Annotated in this window: 13 protein-coding genes; 4 read left to right on the top strand and 9 right to left on the bottom strand. The window is 74.4% G+C overall.

Annotation, left to right across the window (positions count from 1 at the left end; translation table 11 throughout):
• Positions 1–214: 214 nt before the first annotated feature.
• From ACWCYO_RS27685 to ACWCYO_RS27705, 5 genes are all read right to left on the bottom strand, one after another.
• Positions 215–1,120, bottom strand: a complete 906-nt coding sequence (locus tag ACWCYO_RS27685; RefSeq protein WP_270143590.1) for a hypothetical protein — start codon at positions 1,118–1,120, stop codon at positions 215–217.
• A gap of 3 nt (positions 1,121–1,123) precedes the next feature.
• The gene (locus ACWCYO_RS27690; RefSeq protein ID WP_449785699.1) at positions 1,124–2,605 is read right to left on the bottom strand and encodes an ATP-binding cassette domain-containing protein; all 1,482 of its coding nucleotides are present in this window, start codon (positions 2,603–2,605) and stop codon (positions 1,124–1,126) included.
• Positions 2,606–2,749: 144 nt separating this feature from the next.
• Complete coding sequence (locus tag ACWCYO_RS27695) at positions 2,750–3,091, bottom strand: hypothetical protein (RefSeq protein WP_270143594.1); 342 nt, start codon at positions 3,089–3,091, stop codon at positions 2,750–2,752.
• 179 nt (positions 3,092–3,270) lie between these two features.
• Complete coding sequence (locus ACWCYO_RS27700; protein ID WP_449785700.1) at positions 3,271–4,029, bottom strand: NUDIX hydrolase; 759 nt, start codon at positions 4,027–4,029, stop codon at positions 3,271–3,273.
• A gap of 205 nt (positions 4,030–4,234) precedes the next feature.
• Entirely contained in the window at positions 4,235–6,358 is a 2,124-nt protein-coding gene (locus tag ACWCYO_RS27705) for an amylo-alpha-1,6-glucosidase (protein WP_449785706.1), read from the bottom strand.
• 719 nt (positions 6,359–7,077) lie between these two features.
• Here ACWCYO_RS27705 and ACWCYO_RS27710 point away from each other — a divergent pair.
• Positions 7,078–8,391, top strand: a complete 1,314-nt coding sequence (locus tag ACWCYO_RS27710; RefSeq protein WP_270143598.1) for an alpha/beta fold hydrolase — start codon at positions 7,078–7,080, stop codon at positions 8,389–8,391.
• A gap of 31 nt (positions 8,392–8,422) precedes the next feature.
• Here the strand turns inward: ACWCYO_RS27710 and ACWCYO_RS27715 are convergent, their stop codons facing one another.
• The gene (locus ACWCYO_RS27715; protein ID WP_270143600.1) at positions 8,423–9,973 is read right to left on the bottom strand and encodes a DUF4192 domain-containing protein; all 1,551 of its coding nucleotides are present in this window, start codon (positions 9,971–9,973) and stop codon (positions 8,423–8,425) included.
• Between the two features lie 229 nt (positions 9,974–10,202).
• Here ACWCYO_RS27715 and ACWCYO_RS27720 point away from each other — a divergent pair, with 229 nt between their 5' ends.
• Complete coding sequence (locus tag ACWCYO_RS27720; RefSeq protein ID WP_449785701.1) at positions 10,203–12,398, top strand: RecQ family ATP-dependent DNA helicase; 2,196 nt, start codon at positions 10,203–10,205, stop codon at positions 12,396–12,398.
• 364 nt (positions 12,399–12,762) lie between these two features.
• Positions 12,763–13,482, top strand: a complete 720-nt coding sequence (locus tag ACWCYO_RS27725) for a hypothetical protein (protein WP_270143603.1) — start codon at positions 12,763–12,765, stop codon at positions 13,480–13,482.
• A 95-nt stretch (positions 13,483–13,577) separates the two neighbouring features.
• On the opposite strand, the gene ACWCYO_RS27730 is transcribed toward ACWCYO_RS27725, so the two are convergent.
• The 3 genes from ACWCYO_RS27730 to ACWCYO_RS27740 all read right to left on the bottom strand — a co-directional run bounded on the left by ACWCYO_RS27730 (position 13,578) and on the right by ACWCYO_RS27740 (position 15,810).
• A complete protein-coding gene (locus ACWCYO_RS27730) occupies positions 13,578–13,991 on the bottom strand; it encodes a hypothetical protein (RefSeq protein WP_449785702.1) in 414 nt (137 codons plus the stop codon).
• 351 nt (positions 13,992–14,342) lie between these two features.
• The gene (locus tag ACWCYO_RS27735) at positions 14,343–15,041 is read right to left on the bottom strand and encodes a ribonuclease HII (RefSeq protein WP_270143609.1); all 699 of its coding nucleotides are present in this window, start codon (positions 15,039–15,041) and stop codon (positions 14,343–14,345) included.
• Between the two features lie 217 nt (positions 15,042–15,258).
• Positions 15,259–15,810, bottom strand: a complete 552-nt coding sequence (locus ACWCYO_RS27740; protein ID WP_270143611.1) for a TetR-like C-terminal domain-containing protein — start codon at positions 15,808–15,810, stop codon at positions 15,259–15,261.
• A gap of 438 nt (positions 15,811–16,248) precedes the next feature.
• Between ACWCYO_RS27740 and ACWCYO_RS27745 the strand changes: the two genes are divergently transcribed.
• Entirely contained in the window at positions 16,249–17,805 is a 1,557-nt protein-coding gene (locus ACWCYO_RS27745) for an MFS transporter (protein WP_449785703.1), read from the top strand.
• Positions 17,806–17,843 lie beyond the last annotated feature (38 nt).

Raw genomic sequence — 17,843 nt, forward strand, 5'->3', positions numbered from 1 at the left:
TATCAGGAAGAACCGCCCAATACGTTCGTCACTGGTCGATCTTGGTGCTTCGAAGCGGGCACGCGGTCCGGGCGGCGGGCCGAGGAACACGCCACGGCGGGCGCTGGAACGCACGGCAGGGGCCCGGCGCGAGACGCGGCGGGCCCCTGCACGAGTGACGGCGGGTCCGGTCGGAGCGGGAGGTGGGAGAAAGCGGCGCCGGACCTGGACGGGTCTAGAGCGAGCGGCGCCGGACCTGGAGGAGCAGGGCGGCCAGCAGCAGGGCCGCCGCGGGGGCCGCGACCGCCGCCAGCAGCGCCGGGTCAGTCAACGCCGCGCTCCCGGCTGCCGCCTCACGGGCTCCGCCGTACACCCAGCCGTAGGCCCACTCGATGCCGGACTGGAAGGGCAGCAGCTCCGCCGCCCTGGTCGGCCAGGGACGGCCGGTCCGGCGCAGCAGCAGGGCGACGCCCGACTCCAGCAGCGGCGGCAGCGCACACAGCAGGAGCACCCCGGTGGCGGCGCTGCGGGTCAGCGAGGCGGTCAGCACACCGGTCCAGGCGGCCACCACGGTCAGCAGGACGAAGGCCAGCAGCGCGGCCGGCACGCCGTGCCCCAGCACCAGCGCCAACGGGGCGAAGACGCCCGGCAGGTCGGCCGGAACACTCAGCCCGACGGCGCCCAGCGCCTCGGACACCCGGTCGGACAGCGCGCCGGAGTCCGACCAGGCCGCCACCGTCACCCCGTCCGGCAGCGCGAGGTGCACGACCACCGTGTCGACCAGCAGGGTGCCCAGCGCCAGCAACGCCGCCACCGGGCCGACCAGCAACAGCTTGGCCAGCAGCAGGCGCACCCGGCGCGAGTACGTCACTTGGGAGGCCGCGAGCCCCGGGTGACGCACCTCGTGCCCGTACGAGAGCGCGCCCAGCGCTCCGGCCCCGAGGGCCGCGAAGGGCAGCGGGATCAGCGGGATGGCGGCGGTCAGCAGCCGCACCCCGGCCGGAGCGGCCAGCGGACCGGCCGGGGCCTGGCTCGCCAGGAGAGCGGCCACGACGGCGTCGCAGAGCAGGACGGCGGCGAGCAGCAACCAGGTGGAACGCAGGCCGCGCAGGCGGCGCAGCTCGTAGGCCAGGACACGCACGGTTCACTCGCTCCGGTGGTCGTCGGGGGTGGCGGGGGCCTTGCTGGTGGTGACCCGGCCGAGGCGGACGGTGTCGTCGGTGAGCAGGTCGGCAGCGCTCTCGCGGTGGCGCGGGGGCTCGGGCTCGGTACGAACGGGGTCGGTGCCGACGGGGTCGGCGGCCGCGGTGGGGCGGGCGCCGGGGGTCAGCTGGTTGCGGAAGAGCCGGTCGACAGCGACGGCGGGGGCGGCGGAGGTAGGGGCGGGCTCCGCCTGCGAGGTGGTGGCCGCGGCAAGGGCGGGCAGGGCGGCCCTCACGGTGGCGACCGGCAGCGCGCGGGTGGGCCGGACCGCCGCGCGGTCCCGGGGGCGGCCCTTCGCGGCGGGCTCGGGGACGGTGAATTCGGGGACGGTGGGTTCGGGGAGGGTCGCTTGGCGGCCCGGTTCGGGGCTCGGCTCGGGGCTCGACGCCGGGCTCGGCTGCGCGGCCTCGGGGGGCGACTCGTGGGCAGGCTCGTGGGCCCGCTCAGGGGCCGGATCGTGGGCCGGACCGTGGGCCGACTCGGATCCCGGCTTGAGGCGGAGGCGGCCGGAGCGTCCGGAGGCGGCCGGCACGGCGGCCCGGGGCACCGGCTGCTCGACCACCCGGTCGGCGAGTTCGTGCAGCAGGATCCCGTGGCGGTAGGCGAGTTCACCGATCTCGGTGCGGTCGATGCCCGCCACCGCGAGACCCGCGCCGCCGTCCGGGCGCACCTCGGCGCCCTGGCTGACCAACAGGTCGGACAGCCGGGTCATCTGCGGCCCCCGGACGGCCACTTCGGGGCTGAGCCTGGTCCGGCGGAACTCCGCGACCGGCTGGTCGGCCACCAGAAGGCCGCGGTCCAGAGTGACCACCCGGTCCGCGAGCTGCGCCGCCTCCCGCGGGGTGCGGGTGGTCACCAACACCGTTCCGCCCGCGACGGCGAAGGAGCGCAGGAAGGAATGGAACCACTCGACGTTGCGCGGGGACAGGCCCTCGGTGGGCGCGTCCAGCAGCAGCGTGCCGGGATCGCCGAGCAGCGCGGCGGCCAGCGAGAGCCGGCGGTGCATGCCCGGCGAGAAGGTGCGCAGCCGCTGCTCGGCGACGGCGGCCAGCCGGGTCTGCTCCAGCAGCTCGTCGGCCCGCCGTACGGGGACGCCGACGGCTGCGGCAAGCATTCGCAGGTGACCGCGCGCCTTGCGCCCCGGGTTCCCGGCCACCGCCGCGACGCCCTCCCCCGGCCCGGGCAGCAGCACACCGACCTCGCGCTCGGGGCGGCGGATCCGGCGGTAGGGGCGGCCGTCGAAGAGTGTGACGCCCTGGCCGCGTTCGAGTTCGAGCATCAGCCGCAGCGCGGTGGACTTGCCGGCCCCCTCGTCACCGAGCAGCACGGTCACCATGCCCGGCCGGGCGTCGAAGGTCAGATCGAGCACGGCGGGCGGTGCGCCCTTGCGATGGATCTTGGTCAGTCCGGTGATCTGGATCATCGCTGGCTACTCCCATGCCCTCGGCCGACCTGCTCGACGCCAGCACATTAGGGGTCAGCACCGCCGATTCCGGGCATTATCGAACCGCCACGGGCCCAACGCCCGCCCACCTCACCCGATCAGGGGACAATCCGATCCTGCGATTCACGGGGCGGGCGCACTCCGGAGGCGGTCGGGCCTCCGGTCGGAGGCCGGAGGCGCGGTCTGGAGGAATGCCGCGGCACCCGGCGGCAGCGGCTGACCGACGCACTCTCCCTGGAACTCCTCGACGGCGGCCTTGCCCTCGGCGGCGATCACGGCCAGCTGTTCCTCCTCGGCGCTCAGCGTCTCCTGCACGGAGGCGATCGTGGCCGGGTCTGCGTGCGCGGCCTTCAGGGCGGCCAGCTGCTTCTCGGTTCCGGTGACGGTCGCGCTGAGGTTCTTGAACTCCGCCACCTGGCGCTCGATGAGGTCTCGCTGTCTGGCGCAGTCGTTGTCGGTGGTCATCGCGGCTCCCAGGTCCCAAGGCCTTCGGCCCGGTGACCGAAGCGTCCAACGTCACTGTGCGCCGGTGCCACCGCGTCGGCCTCCGGGCCGGGGCCGTTCGGCCGCCGCGGGCGTAGGCGGGTCCGGGGCCTGGCGGGCCTGGCGGAGGCGGGTGCGGGCGGAACCGGGGCCCGGAGCGCTCAGGAGTCGGGGCGGAGCATGGGCGGGTTGAGGACGGTCGCGCCTCCGGCGGTGAAGAGCTGGGCCGGGCGACCGCCCTGTCGGGTGGTCGTGCCACCGGAGGGGAGGAGGAACCCGGGGGTGCCGGTCACCTTGCGGTGGAAGTTGCGCGGGTCGAGGGCGACGCCCCAGACGGCCTCGTAAACGCGGCGCAGCTCGCCCACGGTGAACTCGGTCGGGCAGAAGGCGGTGGCCAGGGAGGAGTACTCGATCTTGGAACGGGCGCGTTCCACACCGTCGGCGAGGATCAGACCGTGGTCGAAGGCGAGCGGGACTCCGTTGGCCGGGCTCTCGCCGAGCAGCTCGCTGACCGGGGCCCAACGGGCGCTGCTGGCGTCGCCGCCGGCCCGGGGGGTCGGGAGGTCGGGGGCGAGCACCAGGTAGGCGACGCTGACCACGCGCATCCGGGGGTCGCGCTGCGGGTGGCCGTAGGTGGCGAGCTGCTCCAGGTGGGCACCGGCCGCTCCGGGGCCGACCGCCTCGTGGCCGGGTGCGGAGTGGGCGCGCAGGCCGGTCTCCTCGGCCAGCTCGCGGGAGGCCGCTTCGGCCAGGCCCTCGTCCGGGCGGACGAAGCCGCCGGGCAGTGCCCAGTACCCCTGGAAGGGCGGTTCGCCGCGTCTGACCAGCAGGGCGCAGAGCGAGTGGTCGCGCACCGTCAGAACCACCAGGTCAACCGTGACAGCGAACGGGGGGAAGGCCGACGGATCGTAGCGCGACATGGCGACGATCATAGTCGTCTCTTTGACGATAAGCACAGGCCCGTACACGGAGCGCGCAGTACCGGTGACCGTGGCCGCCCGGCACGGTTCGCGCACGGGCAGCCACGGACCCGGCGGCGCGCTGACGGAGCGGCGCGCTGACGGGGGCACCGGCAAGCCGGGGTGCCGCGGGCCCGGCGCGGCGGATGCTGCCGGGCCCCCAGTGTCAGTGGGCGACCAGTTGCAGCTCCGTGGAGGCCTCCTCGACCATCGCCACCCCGATCCGGCTCACCCGCACCGAGAAGGGCTCGCCCGCCACCCGCAGGCCGGTCAGTTCGAGTTCGCCGAGCGGGGCGGTGCTGGCCGGGCGGACCAGGACGCGGCCGCCCGGGACGTCGGGCCGGACTCCGGCGAGCGCGAACACGGCGTGAACGGCTCCGGCCGCGGAGACCGCCGCCGGGCGGCAGGCGGCGGGGTGCGGTACCGGCGGGCAGCCGGGGGTGCGCTGTTCCCCGGCGTACATCTCGGGCAGCCGTCCCTCGAAGTGGGCGGAGGCGGCGAGCAGGCCCTCCAGCAGGGTGCCGGCCTCGTTCTCGTGGCCGGCCTCGGAGAGTCCGGCGATCGCCAGCGCCGTCTCGTGGATCCGCACCGCGCCGCCGCGGTGGCCCAGGGGGTTGAAGCGGGGGGACTTGACGCTGAGCGTCCGCAGCCCCCAGCCGCTGTCCAGTTCGGGCGCGACCAGGCGCTGGGCGAACAACCGGGTCTGTTCGCGATCCAGCAGGCTCTCGTGTCGGCCGCCGTCGGCGGCGAGCCCGGTGTCGAGCAGGTGCACCAGGGAGGAGGCGACGGCTGGCAGCGGCTGGCCGCCCGGGGCCAGTCCGGCGGCGGGGCGGCCGCCCGAGAGGTCGTCGATCCAGAACTGCCGGCGGAAGCGCCCGCGCAGCTCCGCGGCCCAACTCCGCCATTCCCCGGCGCCCGGCCTGGCGAAGGCCTCCAGGAGTTCGGCGCCGTGCAGCGCGGCGCGGTGGGCCTGTGCCTGGACCTCGGCGCGGGCGGCCACCGGGTGGGCGGCCCGGTCCTCCGCCGGACGGCTCAGATCGGTGACGAAGCCGTCGACCAGGCCTTCGCGCAGCGCGGCCAGGGCTCGTTCCGCGGCTGGGAGCAGCTCGGCGACCTCCGCCCGGGGCAGGCCCCAACGCCAGGCCTCGGCCAGCACGGTGACGAAAAGCAGGGTGGCCTCGGTGGCCGTGCAGGTGGGCGGCAGTTCGGGGCCGCCGTGCCGCAGCGCGCCGGGCAGCAGGCCCTCGGTGCGGCCCGGGGCGGGGGTGAGCTGCTGGCGGCGGACCAGCGCGCGCAGGGTGCCGGCCGCGAGCCGGGTGCCGAGCGGGAGGGTCAGCCGGGCCGCCCAGAGCGCGTCGGCCGGGGCGAGACCGAAACGCCAGGGCGCGCCGGAGGCCGGGTAGAGGTCGGTCGGGCGATCCGGGTCGGCGAACAGCAGGCCGCCGAGGGCGTCCAGGGAGCGGTCGACCAGCAGCGCGGCGCGCGGGTCGTCGCTGCGCACCTCCGGTTCGGCCCAGGGCAGCGGGACGCCCGTGCCGCGCCCGCCGGGCGGGCGCGGACCGCCGGGAGCGCTCTCGAGTTCGGCGCGCAGTTCGACCGACCAACGGGCGCCGGGCTGGACCTCCAGGTCCCAGCGGAGCACCCCGGCCCCGGCCAGGACGGCGTGCGGGGAGGGCTTGGCGCTGACCACGGCACTGTGCACCGGGCCGGACCAGCGCAACCCGGCGGACTGCACCTGGCCGGGCAGGTCGGGCGGGCGGTGTCCGGCGGCGATCTCGGCGACCGGGCCGAGGTCGGTGCCGAGGGCGATCTCCAGTGGAAGCCGGGCCGGCCGGGCGCCGGTGTTGCGCACGGTGACGGTCTCCACGCCGTCCGCGTGGCGCAGCCGCTCGACCGTGAGCGCCGGATCCGGGTCGAGGTCGCCAGGGACGCGGACGGCGCCGAGGAAGCGGGCCTGGGCGGCGCTGGTCAGGGTGCCCTGGAGCGGTAGCGGCTCCATGCCGCCCAGCCGCAGTTCCATCCGGGCCAGCACCCGGACGCCGTTGCGGTAGAAGCCGTGCAGGCCGTGGCCGCGCAGCTGGCCGTCCGGGCCGGAGGCGGCCATCGCGGGGGCGTTGACGCAGAGCAGGGCGTGGTGGGCGGCCGGGGGCTGGGGGCGCGGCGGGGCCATGGGCCGTCCGGGGCCGGCGGGGGCGCCCGCCGGCCCGGACGCCGGCCCCTGATCGGTACGGCTGACCGGTCTGGGCGCGCCGACCACGCTCTCGGCCGGCATGGCCTGCAGTGGCCTCATGGCGGTCACCGGACTCTCCTCCCCTCGGCGGTCCGGCGGCCGGTGAGGCCGGTGGGCCGCGAGCATGCTCGTTCGCGTGCTGATGGTGCCTGGCCGGCGGGACTCGCCCCGTCAGCGGGTGTGCCGTGTCTGGCCGTACCCGGTGGTGGGCCGTGCCATGCGGCGCGCCGGTACCGGGCCGGTACCGGCGCGCCGCGCCTCTCGTGTCGGGCACGTCATCGTGCCCGACACCTCGTCAGGTCCGGCGCCCCGGCCCGTCGGTGGCGCCCTGCCCGTGACGTCTTGCGGCCGTGGCCCGCACCCGACCGGCTGCCAGTCGCGCTCGGCCGGTCCGCGCCGCCGGACGGCCCCGGAAAACGGGCTGCGGTCGGACACCGTCCGGGCGCAGGGCCCCCAGAGGTGAACGCCGCGCACCGCCGCCAGGTCACGCCCGCCGTGGCCGCTGCTGGTCGTGCTCGGCCCGCCGGGCGGTCGTGCCGCCTCCGCCGGGTCGGCGCAGAGGGCTTCGCCCCGCCCCCTGGCGCGTCCGTGTCCTGGGTCCGGCTCCGGCACCGCTCGGGCCGGGCCTGGCGGTGGCCGGCTGCCCGGTTCGGTGAACGGGGGCGGTCGAACCCGCGCTCGACCGCGCCAGGATACGGTGCGGGGGTCGCGGCGCCCGCACCCGGTGACCCCGAGAACCGCGACGCAACCGCTGTGACCAGCAAAGACCGAGGAGTTGCATGTCCACCATCAGCCGACTGCCCGGGATTGTCACGACCGACCACGTCTTCCGGGTCCCGCTCGACCACGCCTCCCCGGAGGGCGAGCAGATCGAGGTGTACGCCCGCGAGGTGGTGGCCTCCGGCCGCGAGCGGGACGACCTGCCCTGGCTGCTCTTCCTCCAGGGCGGGCCCGGCGGCAAGGCCGCCCGCCCGCTCGGCCGGGACACCTGGCTGGAGCGCGCCCTGGACGACTACCGAGTGCTGCTGCTCGACCAGCGCGGCACGGGGCGGTCCACGCCGGCGACCCGGCAGACCCTCGCCCGGCGCGGCGGCCCGCAGGCGCAGGCGGACTACCTGGCCAACTTCCGCGCGGACTCGATCGTTCGGGACGCCGAGCTGATCCGCCACCGGCTGCTCGGCGCCGACAAGCGCTGGAGCGTCCTGGGCCAGAGCTTCGGCGGCTTCTGCACCCTCACCTACCTCTCGTTCGCTCCCGAAGGCCTGGCCGAGGCCTTCATCACCGGCGGCCTCTCCGGCCTCGGCAGTTCGGCCGACGACGTCTACCGCGCCGCCTACCCGCGCGTCGTCCGCAAGAACGAGGACCACTACGCGCGCTTCCCGCAGGACGTCGAGGCCGTGCGGCGGATCGTCGCCCACCTCGCCGACACCCCCGCCACCCTGCCGGACGGCGGGCTGCTCACCGTCGAGGCCTTCCAGGTGCTCGGACTGATGCTCGGCGGCGGCAACGGCTCCGGCGCCCTCCACTACCTGCTGGAGGAGGCCTGGGTGGAGGGCCCGGCCGGGGCCGAGCTCTCCGACACCTTCCTGGCCGGTGTCCAGGCCAAGCTCTCCTTCGCCGAGGGCCCGCTGTACGCCGTGCTGCACGAGTCGATCTACGGCCAGCGTTCAGTGGACCAGGGCGGCACCGACTGGTCGGCCGAGCGGGTCCGCAAGGAGTTCCCGGAGTTCGACGCCCGGGCGGCGCTGGAGACCGGCGCGCCGGTGCTGTTCACCGGGGAAATGATCTACCCCTGGATGTTCGACACCGACCCGGCGCTGCGCCCGCTGAAGGAGACCGCGGACCTGCTCGCCGCCCGCACCGACTGGCCCGACCTCTACGACCCGGCGCGACTGGCCGCCAACACCGTGCCCGTCGTGGCGGCGGTCTACCACGACGACATGTACGTGGACACCGCCGACTCGCTGGAGACCGCTCGCGCGGTGCGCGGCCTGCGGACCTGGATCACCAACGAGTGGGAGCACGACGGTCTGCGGGTGAGCGGCGGCAAGGTGCTGGACCGGCTGATCAAGATGGCGCACGGCGAGGCGTAGCGGCCTTCCGATCGGTGGAACGGCGAGCGGTTCAGTCGGCACGACGGGCTCCTCTCGCCGCCCGCCGGGAGCCCCGGCACCGGTGGAGCCCGGTGCCGGACCGGGCGGCGGCGGAGGCACAGGCTCCCACCCGGCCGAGCCGCACGCCCCGAGTGGGCCGCACCCCGGGCGTCGGGCCGCAGCCGGGCGCCGGGAGCAGGGCGACCGGTTCGGAACCGCTCCCCTCCGGCCTCGGCTCACCGGGATCGGAGGGACGGCCGGGACTGCTCGGGCTGCCAGCGCTGGTGGGACTGTCCTGGCAGCCGGGGCTGGCAGGACAGCCGGAACCGCGATCGGCCCGGGCCGACGCCGTGGACACGCCCTTCCACCGGCCACCCCGCCGACGTCGGCGCCCGCCGGCCGGGGCCTGACCAGGCCCAGGCGGCCCTGACTCGCCGCCCATCGCCGGCCCGGGCTCGGCCTCGGCCTCGGGCTCGGGCCGTACGGCGGCCGCGCGCTCCTCGCGCCGTCGACGCTGGGCCTCGACGGCGACCAGCAACGCCCCGGGCGTCATGCCGTCGTTCATCGACTCGTACAGCAACTCGGCCAGCAGGTAGTCCGGAGAGAGCCGCAGCACGTGGCCGAGCACCACCCGGGCGGTGGCCGTGTCCCCGGCGACCCAGGAGGACCAGGCCAGCAGGGTGAGCGGGGCCACCGCACAGCCCTCGTACGGCGGCACGGCGCGCCGGGCGAGGAAGCGCCAGAGGCGTTCCGCGGGGGCGAGCTCGGCGGGCCGGACGTACTCGACGCCGCGGTCCCGGGTCAGGCGGTCCCGCAGGGCGAACAGCAGCCGGGCCGTCCGCTCCTCGTCGAGTTCCCGAGCGCCGGCCGCGAACTCGGCGAAGGCCTGCTCCAGCAGTTCCAGGCCCTCCTCCCGGGAGACGGCCCCCGCGACGGGCTCGGCGCGGACGAGCGCCTCGCGCTGCGCTCCGTCCTCCGGCGGGCCGACCGGGGCCAGTCCGGCGACGATCGCCTTCCGGCTGCCACGCGGCACCAGGCCGGCCACCGTCGCGGCGGCGGCCGCCGGGCCCGGATCGGGCCCGCGTCGCACCGGGGTGCCCGCCGGATCGCAGCACCCCTCCCGGCGGCAGAGGAAGGACCACCAGCGGTCGTCCGAGACGCACAGCGACTCCTTGACCGCCACTCCCCTGCGCCCGAAGGCCGCGCGCAGGTGGTCGGCCAGCGGCCGCAGGTCCTCCACCGGCGGCGGTGCGTGCGCCGTGCCGGGATCCTGGCAGAGGTAGAGGAGCACCTGGAGCGGCCTGCCACCGTGCCGCTCGGAGAGGGCGACCAGCAAGGCTGCCGTCTCCTCCGCCGCGGCGGGCCACTCCGCGGGCGAGACCGGGAGGTCCGCCCGGATGACCCCGCCCTGGTGCAGGTCGGGGCCCTGGAGGCCGACCGCGACGATGCTGTCGTCGGGGTAGAACCCCAGGAGGTAGGGCAACAGTTCGGCCATGTCGGCCGGACCGCGCATGACGACCGGCCGCTGCTCGGAAGCCGGGCCGAGGGACAGGATGACGTGTTCGTTGTTCATCGCGTTCATGGCCGCAAGAATGGGCGCTGTCCGACTGCGACCCCGGAATTTTCTTTTTTCCTGTGGATAACTCGGCATCCGAATTTTCCTTCGCCCATTCGGAGCACGTGAAACTCACTCCGGAGAGTGGAATTTGACAGCCGTTCAGCGGATCAGCACATGAAATCCACTCCGTCTTCCGCTACACCGCCCCGCCCGCATTCGCCCCTTGTCGGCGGCATGGGGTTACATCGACGCCATGAAGCAGCCCGACATCCACACCACCGCCACCGCCGACCGCGCCGAGGTCCGGGCGCGGGCCGAGGCCGTCCTGCGCGAGCTGGCCGGCCCCTCCGCCGGCCTGCGCGAGGACCAGTGGACGGCCATCGAGGCCCTCGTGGTCGACCACCGCCGCGCACTGGTCGTCCAGCGCACCGGCTGGGGGAAGTCCGCGGTCTACTTCATCGCCACCGCCCTGCTCCGCGCCAGCGGTGCCGGGCCGACGGTGATCGTCTCGCCCCTGCTCGCCCTGATGCGCAACCAGGTCGAGTCGGCGGCCCGAGCCGGCATCCACGCCCGCACCATCAACTCGGCCAACACCGAGGAGTGGGAGGAGATCCAGGCCGAGGTCGCCGCCGGAAAGGTCGACGTCCTGCTGGTCAGCCCCGAGCGGCTGAACAACCCGGACTTCCGCGACCAGGTGCTGCCGAAGCTCGCCGCGTCCACCGGACTGCTGGTGGTCGACGAGGCCCACTGCATCTCCGACTGGGGCCATGACTTCCGGCCCGACTACCGCCGGCTGCGCACCATGCTCGCCGACCTGCCGCCCGGCGTCCCGGTGCTCGCCACCACCGCCACCGCCAACGCCCGAGTCACCGCGGACGTCGCCGAACAGCTCGGCACCGGCACCACCGACGAGCACGCCCTGGTGCTGCGCGGTCCGCTCGACCGGGAGAGCCTCACCCTGGGCGTGCTCGCCCTGCCCGATCCGGCGCACCGGCTCGCCTGGCTGGCCGATCACCTCGACCGGCTCCCCGGCTCGGGCATCGTCTACACCCTGACGGTGGCCGCCGCCGAGGAGGTGACCGCCTTCCTGCGCGAGCGCGGCTTCCCGGTGGCCTCCTACTCCGGCCGCACCGAGGACGCCGAGCGCCGCACCGCCGAGGCCGACCTGCTGGCCAACCGGGTCAAGGCGCTGGTCGCCACCTCCGCGCTCGGCATGGGCTTCGACAAGCCCGACCTCGGATTCGTCGTCCACCTGGGCTCGCCGAGTTCGCCGATCGCCTACTACCAGCAGGTCGGCCGGGCCGGGCGCGGTGTGGACCGCGCCGAGGTGCTGCTGCTGCCCGGGCGCGAGGACGAGGCGATCTGGCGCTACTTCGCCTCGCTCGCCTTCCCGCCGGAGGAGCAGGTGCGCCGCACCATCGACGCGCTCGCCGAGGCCGGCCGCCCGCTCTCCACCGCCGCCCTGGAGCCCAGGGTGGACCTGCGCCGCGCCCGGTTGGAGACCATGCTCAAGGTGCTGGACGTGGACGGCGCCGTCCGCCGGGTCAAGGGCGGCTGGACGGCCACCGGGCAGAGCTGGGAGTACGACACCGCCCGCTACGCCAAAGTCGCCGCCTCCCGGGAGGCGGAGCAGCGGGCGATGCGCGACTACGCCGCGGCCACCGGCTGCCGGATGGAGTTCCTGCGCCGTCAGCTGGACGACGAGCAGGCCGCGCCGTGCGGGCGGTGCGACAACTGCGCGGGGCCGCTGCACACCCCGGAGGTCTCCGACGCGACGCTGGCCGCGGCCCGGGCCGCGCTCGGCCGCCCTGGCGTGAGCTTCGAGCCGCGCCGGCTCTGGCCCACCGGGATGGACGCGCTCGGGGTGCCGCTGAAGGGCCGGATCCCGGCGGGCGAGCAGGCGGAGACCGGCCGGGCGCTCGGCCGGCTGTCCGACATCGGCTGGGGCAACCGGCTGCGCACCCTGCTCGCCGAGCAGGCGCCGGACGTGCCGGTGCCCGGCGAGGCGGTGGACGCGCTGGTGGCGGTGCTGGCCGACTGGGCGCGCGGCCCCGGCGGTTGGGCCGGGCCCGCGACGGCGGAGGGCGTCCGGCTGGAGCGGCCGGTCGGCGTGGTGACCATGGCCTCCGCGACCCGCCCCCAGCTGCTCGGCAGCCTCGGCGCTCGGATCGCCGAGATCGGGCGGCTGCCGCTGCTCGGCCGGATCGAGTACGCCGGTGGGCGGCCCCCGCACGGGGCCCGCAGCAACAGTGCCCAGCGGCTGCACTCGCTGGCCGGGGCCCTGGTCCTGCCGCCGGAGCTGGAGCAGGCGGTGGCTGCCGCCGGCGGACCGGTGCTGCTGGTGGACGACCTCGTGGACTCGGGGTGGACGGTCACCGTGGCCGCCCGGCTGCTGCGCCGGGCGGGAGCCGGCGCGGTGCTGCCGCTGGTGCTGGCCGTGCAGGGGTGAGCGGGCGGCGAGGCCGCCCCGTACACGCCCGCCTTCACTCGAACGACCCAACAGAAAGGAGCCGCCAGGGCGATTTCGATCACACCGGAGACCCGACCCGAGAAAGGAGTGCCCACCATGCCGATGACGGTTCGCCGTGCGCTTCGCGCAGCGTGGATCAAGGCCGGGCACCACCTGAAGCGCGTTCGGGTCGCCGTGGAACATATCCGGCAGAACATGGGCTATCGGATGGCGTTCGTCATTTCATCATTGCCGCTCCGGCCCCGTTGCCCCGAGAATTGGGAGGTACCCGAAACCCGGTCCGCTGGACCCACGCTTCGGCGTACCCAGGCACCCCCCTGCCCACGGGCCAGGAAGGAGGATCGTGATCAACGGTATCGGCCGAGGTCAACATCCCCTCTCCGGGAGTTCGGCGCCCAGACGGCTGCTGGACCTGGAGACCTGGACCGCCTCGGGGATCCCGTTGCTGCGCGATCCGCGCGAGTTCGTCCTGGAACTGCACCAGCGTCACCTGCCTCAGCCGGGCACGGTCGTGGTGGCGGTCCTGGACGCGCTCCACCACCTCGCCGCCTCGGCCTCGTTCACGCCCTGGCCGCACGACACCGATGGCTGGCAGCACCGGAACGCCCTGCTGGCACACCTGCGTCGGATCATCCCTCACGATCTCCGACTGCCCGCGCCGACCCGGACGGCCGTGCTGCTGCGCTGTCGCGACGGCGCGCCCGGCTGGACGGAGCAGGACGGCGCCTGGATGTGGGCACTGCGGGACGCGGCCGGGCTGCACGGGCTGCGCTGCGGCTCGTACATCGGACTCACCCCGGCGGGCTGGCAGATCCTCGGCGACGGACGGAGCGGGCGCAATCCGCACGCGGGCTCGTGGGCGGACGGACCGGTGCACACCGTAACGGAGCTGCCGCCGCGGTCGGTGCTCGACGACGCCCCGCGCAGCCAGCGCGCCCGGCAGCAGGCGGCCGAACAGGCCAAACGGGTCGACGCTCCGCAGCGCTCCCAGCAGTCCGAGCCCCCGTGGATCACGGCGCGGGTCACGGCCGTCGAACCGGGTCGCCGCACCGGCACGCTCTGAGCCGCACCGGCACCGTACGGCACCGCGGACGGACTCCGGGCCCGGTGCCGTACCGCACCGGGCCCGGAAGGCGAAGACGACTGCTGGACCTCTGGTCAGGCCTTGACCGGGCGCCCCGGTGCGGCTCCGGCCGCCGCCGTCGCGGCCGGGCCGGCCTCCCCGCAGACCACCAGCAGCGCGGTCGCGCGGCCGAGCGCCTCGCTGTACGCCTCGGCAGCCCGGGCGGCCGAACCGCCGTTGACCACTAGGACGACCACCTCGCGGCGGACCGGCCGGGTCAGCGCGGCGTCCGCGTAGAACACGTCCCCGCCCTCGGTGAGCTGCGCCCAGTAACGCTCCTCACCGAAGGAGAGCTCGTGCTGCTGCCAGGGGTGCGCCTCACCGACGGTCAGCACCAGGATGTCGCCCGGGTTGCAGCCCGAGTCCAACAGCAGGTCGACCGCGTCGTCGGCGCGCTCCAGCGCCTGGGCCGGGGCGGCGGCGATGCGCTGGACCTCGACCTGCGGCACGGCGGGGGCCGGCCGGCGCGGTGCCGGACCGGGCTTGGGGATCGGACGCGGCGGGCCCGGGCGGTCGGCACGGGGCGGTGCCGGACGCGGGCCGGGCACCGGAAGCGGCGCGGCAGCGGTGGTGGGTGCGGTGGCAGGTGCGCCGCCGGTGGCAGGCGCGTGGAGGGCTTGTGCGTCCGACTCGTGGGGGAAGGGAACGCCGGGGCCCGGGAGGCTCTCGTGAATCTCCGGCTCCTCGGGGAAGACAGGCATACCCGGATATCTATCAAATGCCGATCGGAGGCGCACGGGCACCCCACCCATTGGGCATCGGGCGCCCCGATCGCCACCCGGGGCAATTCAGACGGACTGTCAGAAACCGAGCGTCAACTGTTCGTCGGCGGATCCCCCGTCAGCGCCCACGACGTCCCGACCGCGCTTCAGATGGCGCCACTTCGGCAGTGCGTCCAAGTACGCCCAGGAGAGCCGGTGGTGCCCGGTGGGGCCGAACTCCTCCAGCGCGGCGCGGTGCACCGGGGACGGATATCCGGCATTGTCCGCGAAGCCGTACTCCGGGCACGCCTCGCCCAGTTCGGCCATCAGTCCGTCGCGGTGGACCTTGGCGATCACCGAGGCTGCGGAGACGCAGATGCAGGACTGGTCGCCCTTGATCACCGTGCGCACCCGCCAGGGGCCGCCGAGGTAGTCGTGCTTGCCGTCCAGGATCACCGCGTCGGGCACGACCGGCAGCGCCTCCAGCGCGCGGATGGCGGCCAGCCGCAGCGCCGCCGTCATGCCGAGGTCGTCGCACTCCTGCGGTGAGGCGTGACCGAGCGCGTATGCGGTGACCCAGTCGGCGAGCACCGGCGCGAGGGCCTCGCGGCGCAGCTCGGTGAGCAGTTTGGAATCGGTGAGCCCCTCCGGCGCCCGGCGTAGGCCGGTGACGGCCGCACCGACGGTGACCGGTCCGGCCCAGGCGCCGCGACCCACTTCGTCCAGCCCGACCACGACCTTGGCGCCCGCCCGGCGCAGCGAGCGTTCGACGGAGTGCGTCGGCGGGACGATGGGCATCACGGACTCCGTTCGGCGAAGCAGCCCCGTCGAGCAGGACAGCTGGTTGGGCAAGGCGACCCGGGGAGGCAAGGCGGCCCGCTCCGATGGGGCAGTCTCCAGCCTAAGCCCGCCCACGGACGCCCACCGACGCCCACGGGACGCCCACCGGCGCCTCCGGAAGCCCTCCGCCCGCCCGGTACGACCGGCGCGACCGGCGCGACCGTTCCGGGCCCCGCTACGGCTGGCGGATCATCGGGACCAGCACGTCGTCCACCAGCCGGACCGCGAAGTCGGGGGCAACCCCTCCGTCGAGGACCTTCATCTGGAACAGCAGCATCGCCGGGAGCACGTCGGCGACGAGTGGGGAGACCGCGTCGGGCCGGACGTCGCCGCGCTCGACGCCGCGGCGGAGGATGTCCAGGATGGTGTCCTTGGTCGGCCCGATCACCCGCTGCACGATGAAGTCCTTGAACACCTGGGCCTGCTGCTGGGAGAGCTCGGCCATCAGCGCATGTAGGGCGGCACCCGTGCGGGAGCCGATCGCGTCCGTGAACAGCCCGATGAGCTGCAGCAACTCGGCGCGGGCGGACCCGAGATCGGGGACGCCGTGAGGGCGTGGGAGAGTGGAGTCCAGGGCGTCGATGACGAGTTCGACCTTGGACGCCCAGCGCCGGTAGAGCGCGGCCTTCCCGGTCCGCGCCGCAGCGGCGACGCCCTCCATCGTCAGTCGCGCGTAACCGCCGGAGGTGAGCTGGTCGAGCGCGGCCTCGAAGATCGCCGTCTCCAACTCCTTCCCCCGACGCCGCACCGGTCGCGCCAGCGCCTCCCGAGCGGCCCGCACCGGACAGCGGGGCTCGGAGTCCGTGCCGGGAGCAGCCGAAGCAGCCGGAGCGCCCGAAGCCTCCGGCGCTCCCGGCGCCGTCAGAGGCGCGCCGGGCTCCGCCGCCACGGCAGGATCCGCCGGCACCCCGGCCGCCCGGTCCACCGACAGGCGCCGCATCAACCGATCCATCAACACCATCCTTAAGGAACGCTTGCGTTCACTATCGAGCCCAGGATATCGTCCAGATTAGTGAACGGCACCGTTCCTTCCTAGGCTGCGCCATCGCGCAGCAGCACGTTCGGGCCAGCGGATCCGCGGCAGACCCATGTACCACAACACCCAGAACAGCCGGCGCACCCGAGCGCCAAGCACCCAAGCACATAGCCAGCAGGGGGCACATTCGTGGCTATCTCCGACACGCTCAGCAAGAACTCACCGCCGAAGGACGGACAGAGCCGGGGGAAGGGCATCACCCTGGCCGTCATCGCGGCCACCCAGCTCATGGTGGTGCTCGACGCGACCATCGTGAACATCGCGCTGCCGCACATCAAGGACGCGCTGAACTTCTCGACCACCGACCTGTCGTGGGTCATCAACGCCTACACGCTGACCTTCGGCGGACTGCTGCTGCTCGGCGGTCGGGCCGGCGACATCCTCGGCCGCCGCCGGGTGTTCATCTTCGGCACCCTGCTGTTCGGCCTGGCCTCGCTGCTGGGCGGCTTCGCCCAGGACAGCGGCCTGCTGCTGGCTGCCCGCGCGCTCCAGGGCATCGGTGGCGCGATCTGTTCGCCGACCGCCTTCGCCCTGATCGCCACCAACTTCGAGGAGGGACCGGAGCGCAACAAGGCGTTCGGCGTCTTCTCGGCGGTGGCCGGTTCGGGCGCCGCGATCGGCCTGCTGGCCGGCGGCGTGCTCACCGAGTACCTGAACTGGCGCTGGGTCTTCTTCGTCAACGTGCCGATCGCCGTCCTGATCGCGATCGCCGCGCCGCGCTACATCGCCGAGTCCGAGCGCCACCCCGGCCGCTTTGACCTGCCCGGCGCCTTCACCTCGACGCTCGGCCTGGTCGGCCTGGTCTACGGCTTCATCCGGGCCGCCAACCCGAACTACGGCTGGTCGGACGGCCTCACCATCGGCTCCTTCGTCGGCGGTGCGATCCTGCTGGCCGCGTTCTTCGTGATCGAGCGGCGCACCGACCAGCCGATCACCCCGCTGCACCTGTTCGCCAACCGCAACCGCACCGGCGGCCTGGTGATGATGCTCTGCCTGGCCGCGGCCATGTTCGGCATCTTCTTCTACGTCGTCCTGTTCGTGCAGGGGCCGCTCGGGTACAGCCCGCTCAAGGCGGGCGTGTCGTTCCTGCCGATCAGCGTGTCGATCATCATCGCCGCACAGATCGCCTCCAACCTGCAGGCCAAGTACGGCCCGAAGCCGTTCATGGTGGGCGGCGCGCTGCTGGTCACCGTCGGCCTCACCTGGCTGACCCAGCTCCACAAGGACAGCGGCTACCTGGACGGCGTGCTCGCCCCCACGGTGATCTTCGGCTTCGGCATGGGTCTGATCTTCGTCCCGGTGATGCTGCTCGCCGTCGCGGGTGTCCCCGGTGAGGAGACCGGCGCCGCATCCGGACTGCTCAACTCGATGCAGCAGATCGGGGGTTCGCTCGGCCTCTCGATCCTGACCACGGTCTTCGCGCACTACGCCGTGCCCGAGTTCAAGGCGCAACTGCCCGCGTTCATGCAGAGCGCCACACCGGAACAGCTGGGCTACTTCAAGGAGCACAACGACTTCCCGCCGGGCACCGACGCCGCCAACTCGGTGCTGACCCAGGGGATCTCGCACGGCTTCATCGTGGGCGCGGCGCTCGCCGGGGTCGCGCTGCTGGTCGCTCTGTTCGCGATCAAGGCGAAGGCCAGCGACCTGCCGAGCGGCGACACCGCCGGTGTCGCGATGCACTGAGCCACCACCGGCCGGGCCCGCCGGGAGCTGTACGCTCC

Source organism: Kitasatospora sp. NPDC001683 (assembly GCF_053596495.1).